General features: G+C 74.8%; 9 protein-coding genes. 6 read left to right on the top strand and 3 right to left on the bottom strand.

Annotated elements, in window-relative coordinates; genetic code table 11:
• Positions 1-142: 142 nt before the first annotated feature.
• The gene (fxsT, locus tag AB0B66_RS08920; protein ID WP_360525208.1) at positions 143-2,941 is read right to left on the bottom strand and encodes an FxSxx-COOH system tetratricopeptide repeat protein; all 2,799 of its coding nucleotides are present in this window, start codon (positions 2,939-2,941) and stop codon (positions 143-145) included.
• 239 nt (positions 2,942-3,180) lie between these two features.
• On the opposite strand from fxsT, the gene AB0B66_RS08915 reads away from it, so the two are divergent.
• Positions 3,181-4,044: a hypothetical protein gene (locus tag AB0B66_RS08915; protein ID WP_360525205.1), complete on the top strand. Its 864-nt coding sequence runs from the start codon at positions 3,181-3,183 to the stop codon at positions 4,042-4,044.
• Positions 4,041-9,329 carry an NACHT domain-containing protein gene (locus AB0B66_RS08910; protein WP_360525202.1) on the top strand — a complete coding sequence of 1,763 codons (5,289 nt, stop codon included), beginning with the start codon at positions 4,041-4,043 and terminating at the stop codon, positions 9,327-9,329. The genes AB0B66_RS08915 and AB0B66_RS08910 overlap by 4 nt, the downstream gene beginning before the upstream one ends.
• A 57-nt stretch (positions 9,330-9,386) precedes the next feature.
• Here the strand turns inward: AB0B66_RS08910 and AB0B66_RS08905 are convergent, their stop codons facing one another.
• Entirely contained in the window at positions 9,387-9,677 is a 291-nt protein-coding gene (locus tag AB0B66_RS08905) for a hypothetical protein (protein ID WP_360525200.1), read from the bottom strand.
• 262 nt (positions 9,678-9,939) lie between these two features.
• On the opposite strand from AB0B66_RS08905, the gene AB0B66_RS08900 reads away from it, so the two are divergent.
• The 4 genes from AB0B66_RS08900 to AB0B66_RS08885 all read left to right on the top strand — a co-directional run bounded on the left by AB0B66_RS08900 (position 9,940) and on the right by AB0B66_RS08885 (position 14,965).
• The gene (locus AB0B66_RS08900; RefSeq protein ID WP_360525197.1) at positions 9,940-12,615 is read left to right on the top strand and encodes a tetratricopeptide repeat protein; all 2,676 of its coding nucleotides are present in this window, start codon (positions 9,940-9,942) and stop codon (positions 12,613-12,615) included.
• A gap of 31 nt (positions 12,616-12,646) precedes the next feature.
• Positions 12,647-13,771, top strand: coding sequence for a sensor histidine kinase (locus AB0B66_RS08895; protein WP_360525194.1), 1,125 nt, complete (start codon positions 12,647-12,649; stop codon positions 13,769-13,771).
• A complete protein-coding gene (locus AB0B66_RS08890; protein ID WP_360525191.1) occupies positions 13,768-14,430 on the top strand; it encodes a response regulator transcription factor in 663 nt (220 codons plus the stop codon). The genes AB0B66_RS08895 and AB0B66_RS08890 overlap by 4 nt, the downstream gene beginning before the upstream one ends.
• Positions 14,431-14,539: 109 nt before the next feature.
• The gene (locus tag AB0B66_RS08885) at positions 14,540-14,965 is read left to right on the top strand and encodes a hypothetical protein (protein ID WP_360525188.1); all 426 of its coding nucleotides are present in this window, start codon (positions 14,540-14,542) and stop codon (positions 14,963-14,965) included.
• A 60-nt stretch (positions 14,966-15,025) separates the two neighbouring features.
• Here AB0B66_RS08885 and AB0B66_RS08880 read toward each other — a convergent pair whose 3' ends face one another.
• Positions 15,026-17,062, bottom strand: a complete 2,037-nt coding sequence (locus AB0B66_RS08880) for a beta-galactosidase (RefSeq protein WP_360525184.1) — start codon at positions 17,060-17,062, stop codon at positions 15,026-15,028.
• Positions 17,063-17,136 lie beyond the last annotated feature (74 nt).

Here is a 17,136-nt window from a genome sequence, read left to right as displayed (position 1 = left end):
GGATGACGTGTTCGACGCCGGACTATGTGCCCGGACGACTCAACATAGGCCCCGACACGGCGTTGAGCACGCGTTTGACAGATGACTTGGCAAGATTTGGCGATCATGGGACGAGCCCCGGTCAAGCTCCCAGGTGGACGCCTCAGATCGGCAGTGGATCAAGATCGCACTCGACCCGGGAACCGCGTGCCCAGCGGGCGACGAACTCGTGCTCGCCCAGCAGGTCCTGCCAGCCGACGAGCATTCGTTCACGCAGGTCGTCGTCGGGTTTGCCGACGGCGATCAGGTCCAGGGCCAGGTTCGTGCCGGCCGCCAGGGTTTCCGGGTGCTCCGCGCCGCGCGCGGCGACGGCGATCTCGTACGCGGCCCGGGACGCCTTCACCGCGCCGGTCCGGTCACCGGTCAGCGACAGGTCTGTCGCATGATTGACGGCGGCCGCGATCGCGTACGGGTGGCTCTCCCCGAGCAGTTTGTCGAGCTGCGTGGCGGCCTGCCGGCCGGTCTCGCGGGCGGCCGCCCACAACCCGCGGGCGCGCTGCACCGCGGCCAGGTTGACCCGGGCGACCGCGGTCAGCGGGTGCCCGTCGGACAGCCTGCTGCGGTAGCCCTCGACGGCGTCGGTGACCAGCCGCTCGGCCCGCGAGGTGACACCCGCGTCGCGCAGCGCGTTGGCGTAGCTGACCGTCACGGAGAGCAGGTGCGCGTCGGAGCGGTCGAGCATCTCCCGGCAGCGCATGTACAGCTCCGCCAGCTCGTCGAGCGCCTGCGGCCAGCCGAGACGGCGGCGGGCGACCGCGGCGGTGCGGCGGGCGGCCAGCATGCCGAGGTCGCCGTCGCCGAGCAGCCGGCTGCCCAGGGGCACGTACCGGTCCAGCAGCTCCAGCGCCCGGTCGTAGTGGCCCAGCCCGGACTGGTCCTCGGCCAGCGCGAACGCGGCGCGGACCGTGGCGGCGGTGTCGGCGGCCTCCAGCCGCTCGAAGTCGGGCAGGTCCAGGAACGCGGCTTCGGCGTACGCGCCCGCGTGCCGCAGGCTCGCCGACAGCCGCCGCCGGCAGTCCGCGGTGCGCGCGTGTCCCGCGCCCAGCGCACGCAGGGACCGGTCGTGGTTCTCCCGACCCGCCGTGACGGCCTGCGCGTAGTCGCCCGCGACCAGCAGGTCGGTGGCCGTGCCCGCGACCGCGGCCAGGGTCAGTTCGTGGTCTGCGCCGTGCGCCGGGCTCGCCTGCAGCCGCCGTACCACGTCGACGGCCAGGTCTCGGGCTCGGGCGTAATCGCCCAGGCCGCGCCACGCACCGGCCAGGTCCACCTGCACCCGCAGGACCAGCTCGTGGTCCGGGCCGAGGAAGTCCGGCTGCTGCCACACGGCCGCGGCCTGGCCCGCCAGGTCCGCGGCCTTGGCCAGGTCGCCGTCCAGGACACGGAACCGGACCTGGTCGGCGATCAGCTTCTGCGCGTCCGGGTTGCGCGACTCGACCAGCCGGGACGGCTGCAGGTGCCGGCCGATCTCGCGGTACTCCCCCGCCGCGGCCACCCCGGGCACGCCCAGCGCGGCTCGGGCCAGGATCTCGTGAACGTGATGGCGGGCCCGCGCGTCGGCGTCGGCGGGCAGCGTCGAACGCAGTGCCTGCCGGGCCAGGTGCGTCATCTCGACCTGGTGTTCGCCCAGCCGGATGAGGCCGTAGTTGGCCAGTGCCCGCAGCGCGCGGCGCAGCTCGACGCGGTTGCGCAGGGTCATGCCCAGCGGCGAGCCGAGGGTGGTCCCGGCGCGTTGCAGCAGGGCGATCGGCACCGGTGCCGGTCCGAACCAGCCGAACAGGTCGCACAGGTCCCGGTGCTCGGCGCTCAACCCGGCCCGGGCGATGGCCAGGGCGCTGACCACCGGATCCGACGGCGCGTACTGGCCGTGCAGGGCGGCCGGGTCGATCCGGGCCGCGATGTTCAGGGCCTGCGGCAGCCGGCCCACCAGCTCGATGAAGTCGGCCAGCTGCGCGTCGGTGATGCCGGGACGCTGCCGGGAGAGGAACTCGCTGGCCTCGTCCGGCGCGAATTCGAGCACCTCGACCTCGACCATCGTGGCGTCGTAGGGCAGCTCGCGGTCGGTGGTGGTCAGTATGGCGTGCCCGCCGCCGATCGGCAGCAGGTCACGGATCTCCCGCTCCTGCTCGCCGTTGACGTCGTCGAAGATCAGCAGGTGCGGCACCTCGGGCGCGCCGAGATAGCGGCGCAGCTCGGCCAGCGAGCGGTCGCCCGGGGAGCCGTTGCCCAGCCCCAGCCGCGCGGCCAGCTCGGCCATGCCGGCGCGGGCCTGGTCGACGTCGGTGCAGCGCACCCACCACACGATCGGATAGCTCTCGCCGTACCGGTGGGCGTATTCGGTGGCGAGCTCGGTCTTGCCGGCCCCGCCGACGCCGTGCAGCACGACGGTCGTGTGCTCGTGCTGCTCGAACGCGGTGCGGATGCGGGCCAGGGCCGCTCGGCGGCCGGTGAACGAGGAGTTGCGGGTGGGCAGTTGCTGCACCGGCCAGGAGACGACCGCGTCGGGTCGTGGGGGCTGCGGCGGGATGCCGCGCCCGGCGCGTGAGTTCGGCACCGTCGTCGTCTCCCCCGTCCGCGTCGGCCGCTGGCTGTCCTCCTGCGAGCGCGCCCAGAGTGCGTGGAACCTGGCGACCAGTTCGGTCTCGTTGCGCCGGGCGAGCGTGCGCTTGTTGAGATCGACGATAATCGACTGATACTTCGGCCACGAGAGCAGATATGCGCCACGCAGCGCCGCGCGGTAGGTCTCGTGCGAGACGTACTCCAGAGAGCGGTCGCGGTTGATGCTCGTGCTGACCGTGCGGCCGGACGGGCAGCCGGCGCTCACGTACAGCTCATGCAGCGCGTCGATCAGGTCACGGAAAGGTCCCAGTGGGACCGCGTCCAAACTGGGTCTGCTGATCTGCACGTGGCGGCTCCGCGCGGATGACGGCCAGCCGAGGGTCGACGGTGGCGGGACTGACGGTGGCGGAACACGGAGACGCCCTGCGGGCCCCCGGCGAGCATATCGACGGATGACCCACCGGCGCCATCGACACGCGCCGTCATCGGCCACACCCCGCGAGCGGGTGAATCGCCTTGACAGCGTCGCATTCCCGACAGTCGGGGGCGGCGGGCGCGGTGGCGCGGGGTGGATAGGTTTGGCGGATGGCGCGGGTGGTAGCGGTGCACGGCATTCACAACACGTACGCCAGCCGGCCGCAGATGGCCGAGAGCTGGGTTCCCGCACTGCTGGGCGGACTGGACAATGCGGCCCAGGCCGGCCTGGCCCCCGCCGCCGGGCTCACCGCATCCGAAGTGGCCTGTGTGTTCTACGGCGACGTGTTCCGCCCGCAAGGCAAGCGTCTGAGTGGCGACATTCCCCCGTTGACGGCCGACGACGTCGAGGAGGGTCCCGAGACCGACCTGCTCCTGCAGTGGTGGGCGGCGGCGGCGCGGATCGACCCCGCGGTGGTCGCGCCGGACGCGCGCACCCTGGGGCCGCGCACGTCGGCCCGCAAGGCGCTGCTGGCGCTGGCCGGTGCGCGTTTCCTGGCCAACGTGTCGGAGCGCCTGCTGGTGTGGTGGCTCAAGCAGGTCACGTCCTACTTCACCGACCCGGCGGTGCGCGCGGCCGCCCGGGACCGCTTCGCGGCGGCGATCGGCGACGACACCCGGGTGGTGGTGGCCCACTCGCTGGGCTCGGTCGTGGCGTACGAGGCGCTGTGCGCACACCCGCGGTGGCCGGTCACCGACCTGGTGACCCTCGGTTCGCCGCTGGGGGTGCCGCATCTGGTCACGCACCGGCTCGACCCGTCGACGGGGGCCTGGCCGACGGTCGAGCGGTGGACGAACATCACCGACGCGGGCGACTTCGTGGCGCTGCAACCGCTGCTGCGCACCGTGTACGGCGAACGGGTGCGCGATGTGGAGATCAGCAACGGGTTGGGCGCGCACCAGGTGGAGCGTTATCTGTCCGATCGGGAGACCGGCGCGGCCGTGGCCGCGGGACTGCTCGCCGGCCCCGCGTGAGCGGGCAGGGGGGCGCCCCGGCGGCGCGCCGGTACTTCATCGGCGCGGCCACGACCGTGTACTCGCCCGCGACCGACCTCGTGGACCTGCCCGAACTCGTCGACGAGCTGGGACGCGCCGCCGAGCTGTTCACCGGCCTGGGCTACGAGGTGGTGCCGGGCTTCGGCGCCGACCTGACCGCGGTCGATTTCACCGGCCGGCTGCGGACCTTCCTGCGCAGTCCCGAGCGCCTGCCCGACGACATGATCGCGGTGTACTACACCGGGCACGGCGAGATGTCCGGGACCGAGCTGCTGCTGCCGATGGCCGACGCGACCGCCGACCGCTCGTTCAGCTTCCTGCACGCCGGTGACCTGACCGGGCGCCTGCTCGCCAGCGACGCGCCGGGCGAGCTGGTCGGCCGGCGGCTGCTGTTCGTGCTGGACACCTGCTACGCGGGCGCGGCCGCCGGCACGCTGGCCACCGGCGCGGTGGGCTTCGCCGACCGGCTGCGCCGCACGGCCGGCGGGCTCGCCATCGCGGTGATCGTCGCGGCTCGCGACTACCAGCAGGCCGGGGTCGGCACGTTCACCCAGGCGCTGGCCCGCGCGGTGCAGGAACGGGCCATCGCCGGCCACGAGGTGCCGTTCCTCCCGCTGGAGCCGCTGATCACGCAGGTGAACGCGGAGATGGCCGAGGCCGCGGCGGGCGCGGCCGTCAGCCAGCACGCCCGCCTGCTCTACTTCGGCGAGCACACCGGGGAGTTCTTCCCGAACCGGTTGTACAGCCAGTGGTACGCCGACCTCGACGTGCGCACCCGGGATCTGCGGCTGCAGCAGGACGCCCGGCGGGCCGAGAGGGAACGCAGCGCTCGCCTCGGGCAGGGCCTCGACCCGTCGTCCGAGCGCGACGATCTGTGGCTGTTCACCGGGCGGCATGCCGCCCTGCGACGGTCCTCGGAGTGGCTCGCCGAAGCCGCGGGACACCCGCCGCCACCCACCCTGGTGATCACGGGCGATCCGGGTTCGGGCAAGTCCGCGCTGCTCGCCCGGCTGGACACGCTGGCCGACCCGGGCCGCAGCGCCCGGGTGCCCGACGTGCACCTGCTGCCGCCGGACACCATCCCGCCGCGGGAGTCGATCAGCCGCTTCATCCACGCCCGCGGCCTGACCCCGGAGGCGCTGCTCGCCGGGCTGGCCGAGGCCTGCGGCCTCGACGACATCGCCGCCGTCGACTCGCCCGGCAAGCTCGTCGCGCAGTTACGCAACCGGACCGAGCCGGTCACCGTCGTCATCGACGGCGTCGACGAGGCGGCCGGCGAGGTCGGCGACACCACGATCAGCGGCCTCGCGATGGTCAAGCAGGTCCTGGCGCCGCTGGTCCGGGCAGCGCACCGGACGCCGCTGCGATTGCTGATCGGCACCCGCCGGCACCTGATCGGCCCGCTCGGCAAGCCGGTCGAGGTCGTCAACCTCGACCGGGCCCGCTACGCCGACCAGCCCAGCCTGCACACCTACGTGCGCTCGTGCCTGATCGAGCTGGTCGAGACGTCGCCCTACCGCAGGCAGCGGCCCGAATACCTGACCGCGGTGGTCGACGCTCTCGCCGCCGCCGCCGGGGACTCGTTCCTCGTCGCCCAGATCACCGCGCGCAGCCTCGCCCTGCAGGACGAGCCCGTGGCCGACCCGCACGATCCGGCCTGGCGGGCCTCGCTGCCGCGGGAAGCCGCCGCGGCGATGCGCCGCGACCTCGACGAACGCCTGGGCGACGATGCCGCGCGGGCCCGGGACCTGCTGCTGCCGCTGGCCTACGCGCAGGGCGCGGGGTTGCCGTGGGAGGACCTGTGGCCGCGCCTGGTGACCCGGCTGACCGGCCGCCCGTGCGGCAACCGCGACCTGGACTGGCTGGTCGAGCACGCCGGCTACTACATCATCGAGTCGCGGCTGGCCAACGGCTCGGTGTACCGCCTCTACCACGCGGCGCTGGCCGAGCACCTGCTCGCCGAACGCCGGGCCGGCCACGGCGCTCTCCCCCACCTGCCCGACAACGGCGATGCCAAGGCCGACGCCGCGGCGATCACCCGGGCCGACCATCGGGCGATCTTCGACCTGCTCGTCGACCGGGTGCCCCGGCGGCTCGACGGCACCCGGGACTGGGCCAGGGCCCATCCGTACACGGCGGCCGCCATCGCGAGCCACGCCGTGCAGGCCGACTGCCTCGACATGCTGCTCGCCGAGCCCCGGCTGCTCACCGACACCCCGGCCGAGCCGCTGCTGACCGCGCTGCACCGGGTCCGCACCCCCCAGGCGTGGGCGACCGCGGACGCGTACCGCCGGGCGATCGCCCGCATGCAGGCCCATCCGGCCGAACGGGCCGCCTACCTGCAGCTCGCCGCCCGATGCGCGCGAGCCCCGCACCTGGCCGACGACATCACCGCCAGCGGCCTGCCGCTGCCCTGGACCGCGCACTGGGCGTCGTGGCGTCTGCACCCGCCACACCAGACGCTGACCTGGCACCGCGGCCCGGTCACCGCCGTCGCGCTCGGCGAGGTCGCCGGCCGGGCGGTCGTCGCGTCGGCCAGCGGTGACCGCAGGCTGCGGCTGTGGCACGCCGCGACGGGGCGTCCGCTCGGCGAGCCCCTCGTCGGCCACACCGACTGGGTCACCGCCGTCGTGTTCGGACAGATCGACGGCGAGGCGGTCGTGGTGTCCGGCGGCCGGGACGGCACCGTACGGCGCTGGGACGCCACGACCGGCCGCCCGCTGCCCGGGCGGCCACACCGCCACCGCGGGCCGGTGCGCACGGTCGCGTTCGGGCGGCTCGACGGCCGGGCGGTCATCGTGTCCGGCGGCGAGGACGACAGCGTCATGGTGTGGGACGCGGCCACCGGCCAGCTCGTGGGCGGCCCGCTGGCGGGCCACTCCGGCGGGGTCTACGCCGTGGCGGTCGGCGACATCCGAGGGCAGGGCGTCGTGGCGACAGCCGGCGCCGACGGCCTGGTGCGGCTGTGGGAGGCGAACACCGGCAGCCTGTACGACGTGCCCTACGACGGCCACACCGGCCGGGTGAAGGCCGTCGCGTTCGGGCGGCTCGGCGACGACACGATCGTCGTGTCCGGCGGCGAGGACCGGACGGTGCAGGTGTGGTCGGCCGAGACGGGACGGCTCGTCGCGGACGTCTACACCGGGCACACCGACCACGTCAACGCCGTCGCCTTCGGCCGCCGCGGCTCGCAGCCCGTCGTGGTGTCCGGCAGCAACGACCAGACCGTGCAGGTGTCCGACGTGGTCACCGGACGGCAGATCGGGGTCCGGCTCACCGGCCACAACGACTGGGTGTCGTCGGTGGCGTTCGGGGTCCGCGACGGCCGGGCGGTGATCGTGTCGGGCAGCGAGGACGAGACGGTGCGCCTGTGGGACGCGGTGTCGGGCGAGCCCGTCGGCGAGCCTTTCACGGGGCACACCGGCGTCGTCGACGCCGTGGCGTTCGGCGACCTGGCCGGCCAGCCGGTCGTCGTCTCCGGCGGCGGCGACCGCGCGGTGCGGCTGTGGGACGCCGCGTCCGGCCAGCCGGTCGGCGAGCCGATCACCGGCCACACCGGCGCGGTCACCGCGGTGGCGTACGGGACCGTCGACGGGCTGCCCGCGGTCGCCTCGGGCGGCGACGACGAGACGGTACGGGTGTGGCATGCCGCGTCCGGGCGGGCGGCCGGCGAGCCGATCACCGGCGTCGGCTCGATCCGGTCGGTGGCCCTGGGCAGCGTCGACGGCCGAGCCGTGGTGGCCGGCGCGGGCGCGGACGCCGCGGTGCGACTGTGGGACGCCACGTCCGGCCGGGAGGCGGGCCCGGCGCTCACCGGCCACACGGGTGCGGTGAACGCGGTGGCCTTCGGTGAACTCGACGGGTCGGCCGTCGTCGCCTCCGGCAGCGACGACCACACGGTGCGGCTGTGGGACGCCGCCTCCGGCGAGCCCGTCGGTGAGCCGATCACCGGCCACACCGGCGCGGTCACCGCGGTGGCATTCGGGACCGTCGACGGGCTGCCCGCGGTGGCCTCCGGCAGCGACGACGAGACGGTCCGCGTGTGGTACGCCGACTCCGGCGAGCCCGTCGGCGAGCCGATCACGGGTGCCGGGCCGATCCGGTCGGTGGCGTTCGGGCAGCTCGGCCGGCAGCCGATCGTCGTCGCCGGGGGCACCGGCGCGCAGGTGCGGGTCAGTGACGCGATCACCGGGGAGACCGTCGGCGCCCTGTACGCGACGCCCGGCGGGGCGCGTTCGGTGACGTTCGGGCGGCTCGGCCGCCAGCCGATCGTCGTCGCGGGCGGCGCCGACCGCGCGCTGCGCGCCTGGGACGCGGCCACCGGGCAGGTCGTCGCGGCCCCGTTCGCCGGACATCTGAGCCCGGTCACCGCGATCGCGTTCGGCCGCCTCGACCGGGCCCTGGTCGTCGCGTCGGGCAGCACCGACCACACGGTGCGGCTGTGGGACGCGGCCTCCGGCCGGCCGCTGGCCGCCCCGTTCACCGGGCACACCGACGGCGTGCGCTCGGTCGTGTTCGGACAGGTCAACGGGCGGACCGTCGTCGTCTCCGCCAGCGACGACCGCACCGTGCGGATCTGGGACGCCGCCACCGGCCGTCCCGTCGGCGAGCCTTTCACGGGGCACCGCAGCTCGGTGAACACGGTCGCGTTCGGACGGCTGGACGGGCATCCGGTGATCGCGTCCGGCAGCAACGACCACAAGGTGCAGGTCTGGGACGCGGCCACCCGGAAGCTGCGCTGGCCGCCCGTCGACGCCCACCACGGCTCCGTCAGCGCGGTCGGGCTCGCGTCGCTGCGCGGCCGCCCGATCGTGGTGTCGGGGGGCTTCGACCATGTCGTACGGCTGTGGGACGCCCGCACCGGCGAGCCGGTCGGGGAGCCGTTCACCGGGCACGCCTCCGACGTCAACGCCGTCGCGGCGGGTGAGTCCGGCGACCGCCTGCTGGTGGTGTCGGCGGGCAACGACGGCACCGTGCGGACCTGGGACGCGGCCACGGGTGAGCCGGTCGGTGCGCCGTTCACCGGCCACGAGGGCTGGGTGCACGCGGCCGCGATCGACCGGCGCGGCGACCGCACGGTGGTGGTCAGCGGCGGGGCCGACCAGACGCTGTGGGTGCGGCCGGCACCCGGCGAGGCCGGTGACCGGCCGCCCGCCGGCACCCGGATCCGGCTCAACGCGACGGTGCACTGCGTCGCCGTACGCGACGCGTCCCACCTGGTCGTCGGCACCGAACTGGGCATCGTCAGCCTGCAACTGCCGTGATACCGCCGGCCGGGGCACGGGCCCTCGCCACCCCGAGGGCCCGTCCCGTCCCCGGGTTCAGGCTGCGGCGCTCTTTCGCCGCTTGCGCTCGTCGCTCAGGATCTGCTTGGCCTCCTGCCGGCTGAGACCGAGCTCGGCCAGCAGCTGCCGCTGCGGGATGAGCAGCAGCGCGCCGATGCCGACGCCGACCGCCGCGCCACATCCCGGCGAGATCATCAGATTGTTGGCGATGAGCAGGGCCAGCACACCGATCATCGCGAACGAGAAGATCCAGACCGAGATCTTCAGGTTGCGGTGGGAGCGGACCAGCCGGTCGAGGTCTTGCGGGCTCAGCGTGCGCATGGTCACCGATGCCTTCCACTGGTGAAGCTGCCTGGTGTCGGCCGCGGCGGAACACGCCCCGGCGCGCCGACGCTAACCGCCCGGCACCGCCGCCCGCCCGGACCCTCGGCTCACAGCGCCGCCATCCGGCCAGTTCAGCGCGCCCAGGTGACGGCCGCGTCCGCTCCCCGGTGCGGGCCGGTCCGGCGACCGGCGCGGGCTGACCGTCCACATCGGCGCGTCCTAGAATCGGCTAGTCGACGAACCGGGGAGGGGGCCACGGGCCACGATGGCGGAGCGTTCGAATGATCAGGACTCCGCGCCCCGGGTCGCCTTCACGGCCGCGCTGGCGCAGCTGCGCCGCCGCCTGCCCGACGTGTCCGACGAGGTGCTGGCGCGCCGGGCGAGCGGGATCGCGCTGCCGTCGGGGCGGCGAATCGCCGTCAACGCCCGCCGGCTCGGCGAGTGGATCAACGGCCGGTCGGTGCCGCGCGACTTCGAACAGGTGCACGCGCTCGTGCAGGCCGTGGAGACGGCCGCGGGCGGTTCGGCGACGGGCCAGTCGCTGCAGCGCTGGCGGCAGCTGTGGCGGGCCGCGCACGAGCAGCAGCGCGCCCCGGCACGCACGCCACAGGCCGCCACGCCCGTGGCGGAGCTGGTCGTCGGCCGTCCGCCCAGCGACGCCTCCTCGCTGCGCGAGCGCCCGGAGCTGGCCATGGCCATCGACGACGCGCTGCGCGACGACGCGGTCCGCCAGGTGCTGCTGACGGGGCCGGGCGGGTCGGGCAAGTCGCAGCTCGCGGCGGCGGCGTTCCACCGGGCGCGCGGCGGCGGAGGGCTGTTCGCCTGGGTGTCGGCGTCGTCGCGGCAGTCGCTGCTGGCCGGCTACGCCCGGGCCTGGCGGGCCGTGTCCGGCGGGGCCCTGGACCGGCCTGCCGGCACCGGGCGCGCCGCGCACCCGGACGGCTACGGCCACGACGAGGAGACGCAGGCCGACCTGCTGGTCGCGTGGCTGCGCACGACGCCTCAGCCGTGGCTGGTCGTGCTCGACGACGCCGACGACCCGGCCGACCTGGACGGGCTGTGGCCGATCGGCGAGCACGGGCGCAGCATCGTGACGACCCGCCGCCGGGACGCGATGGTGCTGCGGCCGGCGGCGCGGGTCGTGCAGGTGGGCATGTTCACCGGCCCGGAATCGGTGGACTACCTGCGCAACCGCCTGTCGCTGGACCCCGCGGCCGGGCATGGCGAGCCGCCGCCGGACGCCGAGCTGGCCGGGCTGGCGGCCGCGCTGGGGCACTTCCCGCTGGCGCTGTCGCAGGCCGCGGCGTTCCTCATCGACACCGGCACCGGTGTGGCGGCATACCGGCGGCTGCTCGACGACGAGCGCGAGCGGCTGGCCGACCTGTTCCCGTCGTCGTCGCCGGCCGACGGCCACGACCGTACGGTGGCCAGCACCTGGCAGCTGGCGGCGCAGCGGGCCGCCGCCCTGGCCAAGCCGGGCACGGCGCAGCGGCTGCTGGAGCTGGTGTCGCTGCTGGCCCCGGTGGGTGTGCCGCAGGAGCTGCTGCTGACCGGCGCGGCCCGGGCCCGGATCTGCGCGGACCGCCGCGAGGCGCTGGCCGCGCTGCGGGCGCTGCACCGGCTCAGCCTGCTCACCCACGACACGGCGACGGTGGCGATGCACGCCCTGGTGCAGCGCGCGGTCCGGGAGTCGGTCCCGGACGCCGAACTGCCCGGCCTGGCCCGCGCCGCCGCGGACGCGCTGGACGAGGCGTGGGCGGCACCGGACGGCGGCCTGCCGGTGGCCGCGCTGTACGACAGCCTGCTGGCGCTGCGCCGGGCGGCCGACGAGTTGCTGTGGCACGGCGGCATGCACCCGGTGCTGCGGCGGCTCGGCGAGCACCTGATGGCGCTGGGCCGCACCGCCGCGGCCCGCGACGCCCTGGACGACCTGGTCCGGCAGGCGCACACCCGGCTCGGCGGCGAGCACCGCGACTCGATCTTCCTGGCGGCGCAGCGCGCCCAGGCGGTCGGCGAGCTCGGCGACCCCGCCGCGGCCCACGCCGACCTGACCCGGCTGCGCGCCGACGCCGAGCGGCTGCTCGGCGCGGACGACCCGGACACGCTGTGGATCCGGCTGCACCAGGCGCTGCAGCCGTTCGAACTCGGCGCGCCCGCGACGACGTACGACCTGATGGTGCCGCTGCTCGCGCACGCCGCGGCGGTGCTCGGCGACGACCATGCGCTGACGCTTCAGGCCAGGCGTTACGTGGCCCTGTGCCGGGGCATGTCCGGCGACGCGGCCGGGGCCCGGGACGGGTTCACCGCGCTGGCCGAGGAGCTGGCGCGCCGGCGCGGGCCGGCGCACCCGGACACCGTCAGCACCCTGTCCGACCTGGGGCGGTGGATCGGCGAGGCCGGGGACGCGGAGCTGGCGGTGCAGACGTACCAGCGTGCGGTGGAGGGGCTGGTCGCGGTGCACGGGCCGCTGCACCACGACACGCTGACGGCCCGGCACAACCTGGCCTACTGGCGCGGCCTGGCCGGGCAGCCGGCGGCGGCGGTCGCCGACTTCGGCGTGGCCACGCAGGACGCCGAGCGGGCGCTAGGGCCTAGGCACCCGACCACGCTGACGTTCCGCACCAACCTGGCGTACTGGACCGGCCTGGCCGACGACCCGGCAGCGGGCATGGCGGCGCTGGCCGAGCTGCAGACCGTCGTCGAGCAGGTGTTCGGGCCTACCCACCCGCGGGCGCTGCGCACCAGGCAGCTGCACGCGCAGCTGCGCCACCGCGGCGGTGACGTGGCGGGCGCGGTCGGCGAGCTGACCGCGGTGCTGGCCGACATGCGGGCCGTGCAGAGCGACGACCATCTGCGCACCGGCGAAGCAGCGCAGCTGCTGGCGTCGTGGACGGCCACGTCGCACGACGCGGCCGCCTCCCCTCAGCGGACGGTGCGTTGACCAGGCGCTGCTGACCGGCCACAGTGGAGGCGTGCACCGTGCTCTCCACGCGCTGACCGTGGCCGCGTATCTGACGCTGGTCGCCGGGGTGGTCGTGGCGCAGCCACCGCCGGGCATGCCGCACTCCCCGGTCGCCGCGGTGGTGCTCGGCGCGGTGTACGCCGTGGCGGCCACCGCCGGTTTCAGCCGCGTGCACCGGGTGTCCGGGCGCGGGCCGCGGATCGCCTTCGTCGCCGCACAGTTGCTGCTCGGGTACGCCGTCTTCGTGACCTCGGGTGCGATGGTCGGCGCGATCCTGCTGCTGCTGGTGCTGGTCAGCCAGAGCATGCTGCTGTTGCCGCCGCGCGGCGCGCTGGTGATCGTCGCCCTGGTCCCGTTCGCGCACACGGGCATGGAGTGGCGCGAGGGGCTCCGGGAGGCCCTGGGCATGCTGGCCGCAGCGGCGTTCGCCGCCGTGCTCACCCGCCTGATCATGCGCGAGCAGCAGGCCCGCCAGGAGCTGACCCACGCCCACGAGCAGCTGCGGGAGTACGCGCTGCAGGTCGAGCGGCTGGCCGTCGCGCAGGAGCGCAACCGGGTCGCCCGCGACATCCACGACGGGCTCGGCCACTCGCTGACCGTGGTGCAGATGCAGGTCAAGGCTGCGCGGGCGGTGCTGGGCAGCGACCCGGACCGGGCCGACGCCGTGCTGGCCAAGGCGCAGGTCCAGGCGGAGGAGGCGCTGGCGGAGGTGCGCCGCTCGGTCGGCGCGATCCGCGAGCCGCGCCCTCAGGTTCCCCTGTCCGAGGCGCTGCGCGGGCTGGCCGAGCAGGCCTCGGCCGCAGGCGTGCCCACCAGCCTGGACGTCACGGGGCAGGCCCGGCCGCTGCTGACCGCCGCCCAGGAGTCGCTCTACCGGGCCGCGCAGGAAGGCCTGACCAACGTGCGCAAACACGCCGGGGCGACCCGGGCCGAGCTGGTCCTCGACTACACCCGCCCGGCCGCCGTGCGGCTGGAGGTCCGCGACGACGGTGCCGGCCTGGCCGCGGACCCGGCCGAGCTGCCCGGCTACGGCCTGCTGGGGGTACGCGAACGCGCCGCGCACGCGGGCGGCCGGATGAGCATCGAGTCCGCGCCCGGCCGGGGCGCGACGCTGAGCGTGGAGGTGCCCGGGTGAGCCGCCTGCCGGTGCGGGTGCTGCTCGCCGACGACCAGTCGCTGTTCCGCGAGGCCCTGGCCGTGCTGCTCGGCGTGCGCGACGACATCGTGGTGGTCGGCGAGGCCGGCGACGGCGCGCAGGCCCTGGACCGCGCGGCCGAGCTGCGGCCCGACGTGGTGCTGATGGATCTGCGCATGCCGGTCCTGGACGGTGTCGCGGCCACCCGGCGTCTGCGGGCCGAGCACCCGGGCGTACGGGTCATCGTGCTGACCACGTTCGACGACGACGAGGACGTGTTCGCGGCGTTGCGCGCCGGGGCGCTGGGTTACCTGCTCAAGGACGCGTCGTCGGCGCAGCTGGTGGAGGCGGTCCTCGCCGCCGCCCGCGACGAGGCCGTGCTGCAGCCGTCGGTGGCCGCGAAGGTGGTGGCCCGGTTCGCCCGGCTGCCCGACGAGGAACCGGCCGTCCGGCCGCAGCCGCTGGTGGTGCCGCTGTCCGAACGCGAACTCGACGTGCTGCGCCTGCTCGCCGACGGCCGCTCCAACCGGGAGATCGCGGCGACGCTGTTCCTGGCCGAGGGCACGGTCAAGAACCACGTCAGCGGGGTGCTGGCCAAACTCGACGCCCGCGACCGCACCCAGGCGGCGTTGCGCGCCCGCGCCCTCGGCCTGCTGTGACCCGGGCGTCCGCGTGCGCGGCGGCGTCGGAGCGCCCGTGCCCGCCCATGACCACCACCATGACTTCCGGCACCTGTGCGCACGTCCTGGACCGTTCAGGATGGTGGCCATGACAACCTCCACGACCGGTCCGGACACCCCCGCCGAGCGGCCCGCGCGTTCGGCTGCCCGCAAGAACCTGCGTTTCGCGCTGCATTTCGTCGAGATGGTCGTCGCCATGGTCGTCGGGATGGTCGCGCTGGGCCCGCTGTGGTCGCTGGCGTGGCCCGGCCTGGCCGACCTCACCGTCGCGAGTGTGCTGGTGATGGCGACGAACATGACGATCGGCATGGCGGCGTGGATGCGGTTCCGGCGGCACGGCTGGGCCCGTATCGCCGAGATGTCCGCCGCGATGTACGTGCCGTTCCTGATCCTGCTGGTGCCGTACGCGTTCGGCGCGCTCTCCGGCGAGGCGCTGATGATGGGCGGGCATCTGCTGATGCTGCCCGCGATGCTGGCCGCCATGCTGTGGCGGCACCAGGAGTACCGGCACTGAGCGCCGCCGGTGCCGGACCGCGACCGTGGCACGCGGTCGCGGTCCGGCACCGGTCGGCGCTCAGCCCAGCCGCACCACGCGCACACCCCGCGGCGGTAGCGGCAGCTCTCCCTGCGGCCCCCGGGTCCCGGCGAGCAGTTCGCCGGGCAGGTCGGAGACGGTGACAGGCTGGTCGGTGCGGTTGACCAGGAACGCGAAGCGCTCATCGCCCCGGCTGCGCACGGTCAGTTCGACGTCGCCGCGCGAGTCCGGCGGCAGTTCGCTGGTCACGCCCGCGGCGGTGGCCAGCTTGTCCAGGACCGCGGTGAGGCCCTGCGCCCCCAGCCGGGTGGACACGTACGCGGCGGAGCCTTCGCCGGTGGTGCGGCGGGTGACGGCCGGGTGACCGGTGTGCTCGCCGGTGGCGTAGCGCGACAGCACCGCGACGTCCGGGCCGGTGACCTGGACCCGTTCGGTCCACAGGTTCGCGGGCAGGCCGTCGTCGAGGGTGACCGTCTCGGTGTCGAGCAGCGGCGCGAACTCCTCGACGCGTACGCCGAGCAGGTCACGCAGCGCGCCCGGGTGGCCGCCGAGCCAGACGTGGTCGTGCTCGTCGACGATGCCGGAGAAGTACGTCGTGACCAGGTGACCGCCGGCTTCGGCGTACCCCCGCAGGTCCTTGGCGACCGCCTCGGTGACCATGTGCAGCATCGGTGCGACGACCAGGGAGTAGCCGTCGAGCGGCGTGCCCAGCGGCACCACGTCGGCGCGGATGCCCAGGTTCAGGAACGCGGTGTACCAGTCCAGGGCCTCCTGCCGGTAGCGCAGGCGGTCGGTGGGGTGCGAGTCGGCCTCGGCGGCCCACCACGACTCCCAGTGGAAGACGATCGCGGCGGGGGCCTGCTCGCGGCCGGAGCCGGCGATCGGGGCGAGCTCGCGCAGGGTCGCGCCGAGGGCGGCGGCGGAGCGGAACACGTCGCTGTCGGGTCCGGCGTGCGGGACCATCGCCGAGTGGTATTTCTCCGCGCCCGCCGCGGACTGCCGCCACTGGAAGAAGCAGACCGCGTCGGCGCCGTGCGCGACGTGCGTCAGCGAGTCGCGGGCCAGCTCACCGGCCTTCTTGGCGACGTTGACCGGCTGCCAGTTGACGGCGCTGGTGGAGTGCTCCATCAGGAACCACGGGCGGCCCCCGGCGATGTTGCCGGTCAGGTTGGCCGAGAAGGACAGCTCGTCGAACGCCTGCGGGCCGGGCTCGACGTAGTGGTCGTTGGACACGAAGTCGATGTCGGCGGCCCAGGCGGCGTAGTCCATGCCCTTGGTGCCGCCCATGACCATGAAGTTGGTGGTGACGGGCACGTCCGGGGTGTGCCGGTGCAGGATGTCGCGTTCGGCGCGCAGGTACTGGCGCAGCGCGTCGGAGGAGAAGCGCTTGAAGTCCAGCTGCTGGGTCGGGTTGGGGTGGGTGGCGGCCAGGCGCGGCGGCAGGATCTGCGTCCAGTCGCTGTACTCCTGCGACCAGAACGCGGTGCCCCAGGCGTGGTTGAGCGCGTCCAGGGTGGTGTAGCGGGCCTGGAGCCAGTCGCGGAAGGCGCGGGCGGCGTCGTCGGAGTAGTCGTAGACGTTGTGGCAGCCCAGTTCGTTGGACACGTGCCAGGCGGTGAGCGCCGGGTGCCCGGCGTAGCGGGCGGCCAGCTTCTCGACCAGGGCCAGGGCGTGCTCGCGGAAGACCGGCGAGGTGGGCCGCCAGTGCTGGCGGCCGCCCGGCCAGATCGTCTCGCCGCGGGCGTTGACCGGCAGGATCTCGGGGTGCTTGGCGGTCAGCCACGGCGGCGGGGAGGCGGTGGCGGTGGCCAGGTCGACGGCGATGCCGTTGTCGTAGAGCAGGCCCATGACCTCGTCGAGCCAGTCGAAGCGCCAGGTGTTCTCGGCGGGCTGCAGTTTCGCCCAGGAGAAGATGCCGAGCGAGACGATGTTGACCCCGGCTTCGCGCATGAGGCGTACGTCGTCGCGCCACACCTCGCGGGGCCACTGCTCGGGGTTGTAGTCGGCGCCGTAGGCCAGGCCGGGCGCCACGTTGTCGGGCCGGCGCAGCCACTGGGGACGGGCGGGGTGGGTCACGGGGAGGCTCCTTGCGAGGTGGTGCGGTCGGGCCAGGGGGCCGTGCCGCGGGCGGTCGGGGTGTGCCGCCCGCG

It is taken from the genome of Catellatospora sp. NPDC049111, from assembly GCF_040648615.1.
GTDB classification, from domain to species: Bacteria; Actinomycetota; Actinomycetes; order Mycobacteriales; family Micromonosporaceae; genus Catellatospora; species Catellatospora aurea.
The sequence above is the reverse complement of the archived record's forward strand: the minus strand, read 5'-3'. Positions and strand labels throughout refer to the sequence as shown.

Coding starts and splice junctions, on each gene's coding strand:
- AB0B66_RS08885 (WP_360525188.1), top strand. CDS start 14,540: ATGACAACCTCCACGACCGGTCCGGACACCCCCGCCGAGCGGCCCGCG.
- AB0B66_RS08915 (WP_360525205.1), top strand. CDS start 3,181: ATGGCGCGGGTGGTAGCGGTGCACGGCATTCACAACACGTACGCCAGC.
- AB0B66_RS08900 (WP_360525197.1), top strand. CDS start 9,940: ATGGCGGAGCGTTCGAATGATCAGGACTCCGCGCCCCGGGTCGCCTTC.